Origin of the sequence: Tautonia plasticadhaerens (assembly GCF_007752535.1) — a bacterium.
Lineage (GTDB): Bacteria > Planctomycetota > Planctomycetia > Isosphaerales > Isosphaeraceae > Tautonia > Tautonia plasticadhaerens.
The window spans coordinates 7,817,633-7,829,137 of record NZ_CP036426.1; the positions used below are offsets into that span (position 1 = coordinate 7,817,633).

Below are 11,505 nucleotides of genomic sequence, written 5' to 3' on the forward strand. Positions count from 1 at the left end.
TCATGCCCCCTCCTCCTCCCCCGACCCCGACCCCGACGCGGGCCCCGGCCCGGGGAGCCGGACCTCGAACGCGGCCCCCTCCCCCTCGACCGAGCGGACACCGATCGATCCGCCCAGCGCCTCGACGAGGCTCTTGCAGATCGACAGCCCGAGCCCGCTGCCGCCCGCCGCCCGGGACCGGGCAAGGTCGACCCGATAGAAGCGGTCGAACAGCCGGGGGAGGTCGGCCTCGGGGATGCCCGGGCCGGTGTCGACCACCCGGAGCACGCCGGACCCGCCTTCCACCGCCGTCGACACGACCACCGCCCCCCCGGGCCGGTTGTAGGCGATCGCGTTGGAGATCAGGTTGGTCGCCACCTGGCCGAGCCGGGCGGGATCGGCCGGCACGACGACGCGATCCCCCCGGACCTCGACCCGGACCCCCCTCCCCTCGGCCATCGGCCCGAGTTGCGAGGCGACCTCCAGGGCGATCGACCTCAGGTCGACCGGCCCCCGCTTCAGGTCGAGCTGCCCGGCGTCGGCCCGGGCCAGGGTGAGCAGGTCCTCGACGATCCCCCTCATCCGGCCGGCCGCCCTCCGGCAGGTGCCCAGCGACTCCCGATATTCGTCGGCCGACCGGGTGCGGGCCAGCGCCAGCTCGGCGTGGGTGAGGATCACCGAGAGCGGCGTCCGCAGCTCGTGGGAGGCGTCGGCGGTGAACCTCGTCTGCTGCTCGAATGCCGATTCCAGGCGGTCGAGCATGTCGTTGAGCGTCGACCCGAGCCGCTCGAATTCCCGGTCGACGCCGGCGAGGTCGACCCGGTCGGAGAGGTTCCTCGCCGAGATCCCCTCGGCGGTCCGGCCCATCGCCTCGATCGGCCGGACCGCCCGGCCCGACAGCCACCAGCCGCCGAGCAGGCCGACGGCGAAGACCCCGCCCCCCACCGCGGCCAGCCGACGGGCCAGCCCGCCCAGCTCGGCCAGCTCCCGGCCGATCGGCCGCCCGACCAGGATCGTCGAGCCCGCCGGGCCCGCGATCACCACCTCTCGCCAGTGGCCCCGGCCCCGGGCCGCCGCCCGGCCCGGGGCCGGCTGCGGGCGAGGCGGGATCTCCCGCCCGCCCTCCATCGACGCGTCGAAGACCGACCCGTCGGCGCGCCAGACGACGAAGAACGGACCTCCCTGGCCGGGGGCGGGCGCGTCGGGGCGGCGGGGGGCCCGGGCGTCGAGCCGGTCGGCCAGCCGGCCCCCCGGCCGGCCGGGCCCGTCGCCGTCGGGGATCGGCGGCCCCCCCCTGAGGCCCGGCGGGCCCCCTCCCCGGCCGGGCGGACCGGGCGGGCCGAAGCCCGGCCCACGGGGCCCATCCGCACCCCGGGAGGGCGGCGGACCGGGCGGGCCGAAGCCCGGCCGACGGGGCCCATCCGCACCCCGGGAGGCCGGCGGGCCCCCTTGCCGGAGGAACCGACCCGGACGCTCCCGGAGGAACCCCTCCAGCATCCGGGCCGTCGCCAACAACTCGGCGTCCACCTCGCCCAGCCGGGCCCGGCGCGACTCGGCATAGAGCGCCGAGCCGAACCCGACCACCACGAGCAGCAGGATCAGGCCGTGCCAGAGCTGGAGCCGCCAGCGGAGCGACCTACGCATCGATGATGTACCCCTGGCCCCTCCTCGTGGCGATGAATTCCCTGCCCAGCTTCTTGCGGATGTGGGAGACGTGGACCTCGACCACGTTGGACATCGTGTCGTCCTCCTCGCCGAAGAGGCGGTCGTAGATCATCGACCGGGGGATCAGCGTACCCCGATGCATCGCCAGCAGCTCGACCAGCGCGTACTCCCGGGCCGTGAGCGTGATCGGCACCCCGGCCCGGGACACGGTGCGGGTCGCCGTGTCGACCACCACCTCGTCGATCCGGATCTCCGGGTGCGGCCGGCCGGCCGACCTCCGGATCAGTGCCCGGAGCCGGGCGAGCAGCTCCCCCAGGGCGAACGGCTTGACGAGGTAGTCGTCCGCCCCCGCGTCGAGCCCCCGGACCCGGTCCCCCAGGGCGTCCCTCGCGGTCAGGATCAGCACCGGCGTCCCCTTCTCGCGCCGGAGCCGTTCGAGCACGTCCCAGCCGTCGATCCCCGGCAGCATCAGGTCGAGCACGATCGCGTCGTAGTCCCAGGTCGCCCCCTTGTACAGGCCCTCCGTCCCGTCCCCCGCCTGGTCGACGGCGTACCCCTCCTCCCGGAGCGACTGCACCAGGGCCCTTCGGAGGTCGGGCTCATCTTCGATCACCAGGACTCGCACGGGGGAGCAACTCCATCAGGAAGGCCGGAATCGGCGGCGGGCCTAGGGAGGGCAGGACGTCGACTGACTGCACACGCCTCCCGAGGCCGACCGGCAACACTCAGGTCGTTCGCCACGAGGACCGTTCCGATGGGGGACGGCCGAGGGTGGCCGTCCCGCGCGGGACGGCCGCTCCCCATCGACCACCGGACAACCCTCGCCGACGAGACTCCTTTTGGCCCATCCAAAATGCTCCCGCAAGAGAGCGGTCGTCTCCGACCCTCGCCCCCGTCCGCGGGGGAGAGGGTAGCCGAAGGCCGGGTGAGGGGGTTCGGCCCCGTCTTCGGGCGCAGTGTCCAACGCCGGGACCCCTCACCCCGGGCCCTCTCCGCGCTCGCGGGGAGAGGGGGACGGAAGCATTCTGGCAACCAACGAGGCGGACGGACCACTCATCGATCTCGGGAAGGCGACGGCCGTCGGGGCCGATCGGGGGCGCCCTCCGGCGGTCCTCCCGGCCGCCGGCCGGGCCGGACTTCCGGCGGGCCACCGGGGCCTCCCCGGCCTCCCCGACGCACCTCGTCAAGTTGCTCCGGTGTGAGGATCGATTCAAGCCGATCGCGGACCTCCGTGTCGAGCTCCGCCAGGTCCTTGCGCTGCCCCTCGGACAGTTCCAGCCGGTCGCGGACGAACGGCGGCAGGGTGCCGAAACTCATCGGACTGGGACCGGGACCGGGACCGTCCGCCCGGGGACCCCGACCCTCGGGCGGGCCTCCCGGCCCCGGGTGCGGGCCCCGGGGGCCCCCCTCCGGCCGGTCGGCGTGAGTTCCTCGATGCTCGCCCTCGGGCGGGCCGGGGCGACCCCCGGGGCCTCGGCCGCCGACACCGGGGCCGCCGCGACGGCCACCCTCCCGGCGGGAGGCGCGGAGGTCGTCTCGGGAGATCGACCCGTCGCCGTCGAGGTCGATCGCCTTGAGGGCGGCGGGAGCGCCCTCGATCTCCTCGGCCGAGAGGACCCCGTCGCCGTCGGCGTCGAGGGCACCGAGGATCGGCCCACCCGGCTGACGGTCTCCCGCCCGCTCGAGGGCCCCTCGCCGCCCCCCCGGCGGGCCATCGGGCCCGGGCCCTAGCCGCCCCTCCTGCGCCATCGCCTCGGTCCCCAGCAGCCCGGACGCCGCGAAGGCCGCCGCCAGGATCATCGATTTCGTGGTCATCGTCATCCTCCCTCGGATCGATCGGTTTGCATCGGTCGCCGCCGCGATCGGATTCGTCCCCGACCCCCTCGGCGACTCCAGGGCAATCCTACGGAGCGGCACCTTAAGCCAGGATGAAGCCCCTCGAAGAATCTCGATCCCACCGGCTTGAGGCCCCGCACAGGTCGAAACCGCATTGTGTTCCCGGCCCGATTCAACAAGAATCAAACCCAGGGCCAACCTCGGACCAGGGCCCCTGATGGGCCGTCGACGCATCGGGAATGAGGAGCGGTGATGAGTGTGACCCGAATCCTGGGCCTGATCCTGGCCGCCTCCCCGGCCCCGCCCGTGGCGGTGGGCGAGGAACCGACGCTGACGTTCGAGCGGGACGTCCGGCCGATCCTCAAGGCGTACTGCCTGGACTGCCACGGCGGCGAGGAGGACCTGGAGGGGGATCTCGACCTCCGCCTCCGGCGGTTCGCCGCCGACGGCGGACTGAGCGGGCCGGCGATCGAGCCCGGCCATCCCGACGAGAGCCTGTTGATGTTTCGCCTGGAGGACGGCGAGATGCCGCCGGGCGAGAAGAAGGTCCCGCCCGATCAGGTCGAGGTGATCCGCCGATGGATCGCCGCCGGGGCCCCGACCCTCGGCGACGAACCCGAGTCGCTCCCCCCCGGCATCGGCATCACCGACGAGGAGCGGGCCTACTGGGCCTTCCAGCCGATCGACGCCCCCGAGCCCCCCGCCTTCACGGCCGAGGATCGCGTCCGGACGCCGATCGATGCCTTCGTCCTGGCCCGCCTCCGGGAGCATGGCCTCTCCTTCTCCCCCGACGCCGACCGCCTCACGCTGCTCCGACGCGCCAGCGCCGACCTCACCGGCCTGCCCCCCTCGCCGGGCGAGATCGACGCCTTCCTCTCCGACGAATCCCCCGACGCCTACGACCGGATGATCGACCGCCTGCTCGACTCCCCCCGGTACGGCGAGCGCTGGGCCCGGCACTGGCTCGACGTGGCCGGCTACGCCGATTCCGACGGCGACGGCTCGACGGACACGCCCCGGCCCTACGCGTACAAGTATCGCGACTACGTCATCCGATCCCTCAACGGTGACAAACCGCTCGACCGCTTCATCGCCGAGCAACTGGCCGGGGACGAGCTGGTCCCCCGGCCCTGGACGGACCTGGAACCGGAACGGGTGGAGACACTGGCCGCGACCGGCTTCCTCCGCAACGTCCCCGACGCCACCTCGACCGGGGGGGGCGACCTGGACCTCGCCTCCAACCAGGTGGTGGCCGACACGCTCAAGGTGGTCGGCTCGACCTTCCTCGGCCTCTCCGTCGGCTGTGCCCAGTGCCACGACCACCGCTACGACCCGATCCCCCAGGCCGACTACTTCCGCCTCCGGGCCGTCTTCGAGCCCGCCCTCGACACCCAGCACTGGAGGCGCCCCGGCCAGCGACTCGTCTCCCTCGCCACCGCCGAGGAGAAGGCCAAAGCCGCCGCGATCGAGGCCGAGGCCCAAACGCTCCAGGAGGCCCTCGACGCGAAGACCAGGGAGCTGATCCGGGTCGAGCTGGAGAAGGTGCTGGCCGACATCCCCGAGGAGTTGCACGAGGCCCTCCGCGAAGCGAACGACACCCCCGCCCGGGGCCGGACGGACGAGCAGAAGGCGCTGCTGGTCGCCCACCCGAAGGTCAACGTGAACGCCGGGACCCTCTACCTCTACAACCAAAAGGCCGCCGACGAGCTGAAGGCCGAGCGCGAGGCGGTCGCCGCCAAGCGGGCCGAGAAGCCGCCCGAGGACTTCGTCAGCGTGCTCGACGAGGTGCCCGACGTCCTGCCCGAGACCCGAATCTTCCACCGGGGAGACCACCGGCAGCCCACCGACCCCGTCCTCCCCGGCGGCCTGACGATCGCCTCCCCCGAGGGGGGACGCTTCGAGATCGCGCCGGATGACCCCGGGCTGCCGACCTCCGGCCGTCGCCTGGCGTTCGCGCGGTACCTCGTCAGCGGAAGGCACCCGATGGTCGGCCGGGTCCTGGCCAACCGGATCTGGCTGCACCACTTCGGCCGAGGGCTGGTGAACACGCCGGGGGACTTCGGCGTGCTGGGCGAGCGGCCGACCAACCCCGAGCTGCTCGACTGGCTGGCCGAGGAGCTGGTCCGACGGGGCTGGAGCCTCAAGGCGATGCATCGGTTGATCATGACCTCGACCGCCTATCGTCAGTCGTCCCTGCGCAACCCCTCGCACGACGCGGTCGACGCCTCGAACGCCCTGCTCGGCCGGTATCCCGTCCTGAGGATCGACGCCGAGGCCCTGCGGGATCGCATCCTCGCCGCCAGCGGCCGGCTCGACCCGACCCCCTTCGGCCCCCCGGTCCCGGTGTCGGAAGACGCCGTCGGCCAGGCGGTTCCCGACGGCGACTCGCCGAGGAGGAGCATCTACCTCCAGACTCGCCGATCCCGACCCGTCTCCTTCCTCGTCACCTTCGACGCGCCGGTGATGGGGGTCAACTGCGACCGCCGCTCGCCGAGCACCTCCGCGCCCCAGGCGCTCATGCTCATGAACAGCGACTTCGTCGTCGGCGAGGCCGCCGCGATGGCCGACCGGCTCCTCGCCGAGACCCCGAGCGACCTCGAACTGCCGGCCGACTGCGACGCCAGCGAAGCGGTCCAGGGCAAGACCGGCGCGACGCTCCCCCGGTTGATCGCCCATGCCTGGGCCCTCGCCTACCAGCGGCCGATCGAGCCCGAGGAGCTGGAGCTTGCCCGGGCCTTCGTGGCCGAGCAGCTCGACGCGATGGACTCGGCCGACGCCCCGGAGGACCGCCCCCGGGCGGCGCTGACCCACCTTTGCCACCAACTCCTGAGTTCCAACGAGTTCCTCTATGTGGACTGATCCCCCGCGATGGACCCGACGGTCCCTGCTGGCGAACACCGGGTTCGGCGTCGGGGCGTTCGCCCTGGCCTCCCTGCTCCGGCAGGAGGGCGCGCTGGCCGAGATCCCGCAGAAGCCCGGCGAGAACCTGCCGCTCGACCTGAAGCCGAGGCCGCCGATGTTCGCCCCGAAGGCGGACGCGATGATCTCGCTGTTCATGCACGGCGGCCCCTCCCACGTCGACCTGCTCGACCCCAAGCCCGAGCTGACCCGACTGCACGGCGCCGACTACGGCGGCGAGGTCGACTTCAGCTTCGTCAACCGGGCCACCAAGGCCTTGCTCGGCTCTCCATTCAAATTCCGGAAGCGGGGCGAGTGCGGCACCGAGGTCTCGGACCTGCTGCCCGAGACCGCCGGCATCGTGGACGACCTCTGCGTGATCCGGTCGATGCACACCGGTCACAACGGCCACGAGGTCTCGATCCGCTACTTCCACGGCGGCATCGCCGGCATCACCGGCCGGCCGACGATGGGGAGCTGGATCGTCTATGCCCTGGGGAGCGAGTCGCAGGAACTGCCCGCCTACATGGTCCTCTCCGACCCCGGCGGCCACCCCGTCGACGGCACCCACAACTGGTCCAGCGGCTTCATGCCCCCGCTCTACCAGGGGACCGTCCTCCGCCCCCAGGAGCCCCGGATCCTGAACCTCGACCCGCCCGCCTCCGCCCGGGGAGCGGTCCAGGAGCGGAACCTCGCCCTGCTCGACCGCCTCAACCGCCGGCACCTGGAGCGTCACCCCGGCGAGGACGACCTGGAGACCCGCATCCAGAGCTTCGAGCTGGCCGCCGCCATGCAGACCGCCGCCAAGGAGGCGTTGGACGTCTCCGGCGAGCCGGAATACATCAGGCGGATGTACGGGCTCGACGAGGACGAGACCCGGGAGTACGGCACCCGATGCCTGATCGCCCGCCGCCTGGTCGAGCGCGGGGTCCGGTTCGTCCAGCTGTTCCTCGGCGGCCAGCCCTGGGACAACCACAACTCGATCAAGACCACCCTGCCCGCCATCTGCCGACGCACCGACCGCCCCGCCGCCGCCTTGGTCAAAGATCTCAAGCAACGGGGCCTGCTGGACACCACCCTGGTCCACTGGGGCGGCGAGATCGGCCGGCTGCCCGTCACCGAGGGGGCCCTGGATGACTCCGCCGGCCGCGACCACAACGGCCAGGGCTTCTCCGTCTGGATGGCCGGCGGGGGCATCAAGGGGGGCATGACCTTCGGCGCCACCGACGAGGTCGGCCACAAGGCCGTCGAGGATGTCGTCACCCCGAACGACTTCCAGGCCACCGCGCTGCACCTGCTCGGCCTCGACCACGAGAAGCTCGCCTACCACGCCAGCGGCCGGGAGTATTTCCTGACCGATGGCCGACCGGCGCGAATTGTCGGGGAAATCCTCCAGTCTCCCCCTCCCGTCGCCTGACATCCCCCTGCCCTCCCGGGCCATTCCCGGCACGGGGGGCACCGCCTCCCACAGTCCACTCCACGCGGACCCCGATCAACATCCCCCGATCCTCTGATCGATCAGCCGCCGCCGCCGAGGTAGCGGCGGTCGACCTTCACCCCCACCGTGCCGATGCCGTAGTAGCCGACCGAGATCCGGGCGACGTGCGTCAGCAGGTCGTACGCCCGCCAGCGGTCCCAGCCGAACTCGGCCTCCATCCAGAGGATCAGCCGGGCGAACGCCTCGGCCATCGACCGCTCCGCCGGGCATCCGGTGGCCACGGCCATGATCTCCCCCGGCCCCTCGACCCGAGGGCCCGGGATCTTCGGCCCCTTGCGCAGGTCGACCGTGATCGTCGACTCCGCCGGCATCTCCAGCCCCGTGGCCGAGAGCTCGCCGTGCCCCATCGCGGCGTGGGCGTCTCCCAGGTAGAGCAGGCCGCCGGGCACGAAGACGGGCAGGACCACCGTGTTGCCGGGGCAGACCTCGATCAGGTCCAGGTTGCCCCCGTGGTTGCCGGCCGGGGCCGTCGTGGGGGCTCCCCAGTCCGGCGCCGTGCCGATGCAGCCGAGCATCGGGGCATACGGGATCGCGATCGCGTCGCTCCAGTGGATCAGGCCGTCCTTGATGGCGCAGACGTGGGTGCCGTGGGGCACCTCGGTGCCGAGCCACTCGCAGAGCTGCCTCGGGTCGGCGGTCCGGGTGGCGCACTGGCCGATCGAGGGGCGGATCTCCCGGATCGTGACGGCCAGGGCATCCCCCGGCTCGGCCCCCTCGACGAAGATCGGGCCGTTGAGCGGGTTGCTGTAGGGGACCGCCGCCTTGTCCCGGCGGTCGGCATCGGTGCGGATCTGGCCGGAGAGGGCGTCCTCGCTGGCGACGACCAGGGTCTCCCCCGGCCCGACCCGGGCCCGGGGTTCCAGGTGTCGGCTGAACTCGTAGACCAGCGATCCGATCGGCAGGTGTCGCATGGGGGCCTCGGGGTGGGCAACGTCGCCTTCGGCATGGGCTCCGGCCCGGATCGGCGTACCGGGCGGGGGGACGATGGGGTAGATTATGCCCCCGATCGGCGGGCGGTTCCGCCCCCCGCCTCCCCGAACCCCCGACGAGGCCCGAGCGCGATGGACACGGTCACCCTGGGAGACTCCGGCCCGGTCGTCTCCCGGATCGGGCTCGGCCTGGCCGCCCTCGGGAGGCCGGGCTACATCAACCTCGGCCACGCGGCCGACCTCCGGGGCGGGCGCACCGTCGAGGCGATGGAGCGGCACGCCTCCGAGGTGCTCGACCTAGCCCTCGCCTCCGGCGTCCGCTACCTCGACGCCGCCCGGTCCTACGGCCGGGCCGAGGAGTTCCTGGCCCGCTGGCTGGAGTCCCGCGGCGTCGGGCCATCGGACGTGACGGTCGGGTCGAAGTGGGGCTACGTCTACACGGCCCGATGGCGAGTCGACGCCGATCGGCACGAAGTCAAGGACCACTCGCTCGACAACCTCCGCCGCCAGTCCCGGGAGAGCCGGGACCTGCTGGGAGGCCACCTCGACCTCTACCAGATCCACTCCGCCACCCTGGAGAGCGGCGTCCTGGACGACCCCGAGGTGCTCGGCGAGCTGGCCCGCTTGAAGGCCGAGGGCCTCCGCATCGGCCTCTCGCTCTCCGGCCCCCGCCAGGCCGAGACGCTGGACAAGGCGATGGGCGTCCGGGTCGACGGCGTCCGCCTCTTCGACGCCGTCCAGGCCACCTGGAACCTGCTGGAGCGATCCGCCGGGCCGGCGCTGGCCGAGGCCCGGTCGATTGGCCTGGGGGTGATCGTCAAGGAGGCGTTGGCAAACGGCCGGCTGACCGCCCGCAACGACGACCCCGCGTTCGCCGACGCGAGACTCGTGCTGGAGGGGCAGGCCGACCGGCTGGGGACCTCCATCGACGCCCTCGCCCTGGCCGCCGCGCTTGCCCAGCCCTGGGCCGATGTCGTCCTCAGCGGCGCGGCCTCGGCCGAACAGCTCCGCTCGAACCTCGCCGCGACTGCCGTCTCCTGGGACGAGCAGGCCGACGGGGCAATTGCCCCACTGGTCGAGCCCCCGGAGGCGTATTGGTCGACCCGATCCCGCCTCCCCTGGAATTGACGGGAGCCGATCCCCGAGCCGAGGCGTGCGGCGACGTCCTGGCACCGGACCATGTCCCGGTCCCGCCCTGAGACTGCCTCGGTTCGGGGTCGGTCGGGACATGGTCAGGGGCCCTCGGAAAGCGCCGAGCGGAGGACCGGCTCGAAGACGTCGGCCATCCGGAAGAAGCCGAGGTCGGTCGGGTGGGAGCCGTCGACGGTCCCCTCGGTGTCGTCGCCGAGCTGGGGGTCTCCCGGCAGGTAGGTCAGCCCCGGCACGCCGTCGGCCACCAGGCGGTCGAACTCCTGCTTCAGCGCGGCCCGGCTGGTCGCGTTGCGTTCCCGGGCGGAGGAGACGAGCGGGGCGTTGGAGTAGGTCCGGTCCTCGGCCAGCACGATCGGGGTGTCGGGATGGGCCTCCCGGAGGGTCCGGACGAGGGGCCCGACCCGCTCCTCCACCTCCCCGGCGTCCATGTTCGGCAGGCAGTCGATGACGTAAGCGGCCGGATCCAGCTCGGCCAGCAGCCCGGCCACCTCGGCCTCCATCCGGCCGTTGCCCGAGAAGCCGAGGTTGATGACCGGCCGGTCGAGCCTCCGGCCGAGGATCGCCGTGTGCACCATCCCCGGCCGGGAGGCGCAGCCCCCCTGGGTGATCGAGGTGCCGTAGAAGACGATCGGCCTCGAACTCGCCTCGGGCCGGGGCGTCGCCTTCGAGAGCGAGGCCCCCTCCGGGATCCCGATCTCGACCGAGGACACCCCGTTATAGAGCGGCAGGTACAGCAGGTATTCGCGAGGGCCGCCCTCGATCCCCGAGGCCAGGGTGCCCGTGTTCGTCGGCGCCTGCTCGGGGCGGCCGTAGCCGAGCCACTGCCAGCGGTCGCCGACCCTGGCGTAGAGGTCCAGCCCGCTGACCCCGGTGGCCGGCATGTGGGGCATGTCCAGGCGGTCGGAGGTCAGCGTCCATCGGGCCTTGATCGTCGGGGCGTCGGTCTCGAACCGCACGCAGAGCCCCGCCGAGTGCCGGCTGAGGCCCCAGACCGCGTCTCGCACCACCCCCTCGGCCCGGGCCGGCAGACGGTCGAAGGGCGCCTTCGTGTCGTCCCAGCCCTGGCCCTCGATCCCGAGCAGCTGGATGTCATACCAGCGGGTCGAGTCTCCCGGGTCGGTCCTCGCCAGGGACGGGTCGATGACCTCCTGGGCGTCGCTGGAAGTCGGGGCGAGGAACCCGGCAAACACGAAGGCGAGTCCGGCGATTCGAATCATCGGTGCGGTCCTTGATCGTTCATCGCAGTCGCGTCGAGGCCGGCCCGGGGCTTCGGACCGGGACCTCGGATGTCCAGGAGGCTGGGGCACGTTCGGCCCGAGGGGACCTCCCCGAGTGGGCCGATGTACCCGAGGCGGCCCCGAGGCATCAATGCCCTGCCCCGGAGGCAAAGCCATCCGACCCGGGCCGCCGGCCGCTCTCGACACACCGCTCCGCCTCCGCCCTCGGAGTCGGTCGCAGTCCACCGACACCCCCGATCGGTGCGCCGGGGAGGGGCCCCGGCGGCGGTCGGTGCGCCAACAAGACGAACGCCCAATCTTCGCAACCATC

Annotated in this window: 8 protein-coding genes; 3 read left to right on the plus strand and 5 right to left on the minus strand. The window is 72.8% G+C overall.

Annotation, left to right across the window (positions count from 1 at the left end; translation table 11 throughout):
- From ElP_RS31165 to ElP_RS31175, 3 genes are all read right to left on the minus strand, one after another.
- A complete protein-coding gene (locus ElP_RS31165; RefSeq protein WP_145276910.1) occupies nt 1–1,623 on the minus strand; it encodes a sensor histidine kinase in 1,623 nt (540 codons plus the stop codon).
- Nucleotides 1,616–2,269 carry a response regulator transcription factor gene (locus ElP_RS31170; RefSeq protein ID WP_145276912.1) on the minus strand — a complete coding sequence of 218 codons (654 nt, stop codon included), beginning with the start codon at nt 2,267–2,269 and terminating at the stop codon, nt 1,616–1,618. The genes ElP_RS31165 and ElP_RS31170 overlap by 8 nt, the downstream gene beginning before the upstream one ends.
- A gap of 428 nt (nt 2,270–2,697) precedes the next feature.
- On the minus strand, nt 2,698–3,459 hold the full coding sequence (locus ElP_RS31175) for an EF-hand domain-containing protein (RefSeq protein ID WP_197446517.1): 762 nt from the start codon (nt 3,457–3,459) through the stop codon (nt 2,698–2,700).
- A gap of 273 nt (nt 3,460–3,732) precedes the next feature.
- Between ElP_RS31175 and ElP_RS31180 the strand changes: the two genes are divergently transcribed.
- The gene (locus ElP_RS31180; RefSeq protein ID WP_145276914.1) at nt 3,733–6,339 is read left to right on the plus strand and encodes a PSD1 and planctomycete cytochrome C domain-containing protein; all 2,607 of its coding nucleotides are present in this window, start codon (nt 3,733–3,735) and stop codon (nt 6,337–6,339) included.
- Nucleotides 6,329–7,795, plus strand: coding sequence for a DUF1501 domain-containing protein (locus tag ElP_RS31185; protein WP_145276916.1), 1,467 nt, complete (start codon nt 6,329–6,331; stop codon nt 7,793–7,795). The genes ElP_RS31180 and ElP_RS31185 overlap by 11 nt, the downstream gene beginning before the upstream one ends.
- Nucleotides 7,796–7,896: 101 nt before the next feature.
- On the opposite strand, the gene ElP_RS31190 is transcribed toward ElP_RS31185, so the two are convergent.
- Nucleotides 7,897–8,787, minus strand: a complete 891-nt coding sequence (locus tag ElP_RS31190; RefSeq protein WP_145276918.1) for an acetamidase/formamidase family protein — start codon at nt 8,785–8,787, stop codon at nt 7,897–7,899.
- Nucleotides 8,788–8,937: 150 nt separating this feature from the next.
- On the opposite strand from ElP_RS31190, the gene ElP_RS31195 reads away from it, so the two are divergent.
- Nucleotides 8,938–9,933, plus strand: coding sequence for an aldo/keto reductase (locus tag ElP_RS31195; RefSeq protein ID WP_145276920.1), 996 nt, complete (start codon nt 8,938–8,940; stop codon nt 9,931–9,933).
- Between the two features lie 104 nt (nt 9,934–10,037).
- On the opposite strand, the gene ElP_RS31200 is transcribed toward ElP_RS31195, so the two are convergent.
- On the minus strand, nt 10,038–11,174 hold the full coding sequence (locus ElP_RS31200; protein WP_145276922.1) for an SGNH/GDSL hydrolase family protein: 1,137 nt from the start codon (nt 11,172–11,174) through the stop codon (nt 10,038–10,040).
- Nucleotides 11,175–11,505: the final 331 nt, after the last annotated feature.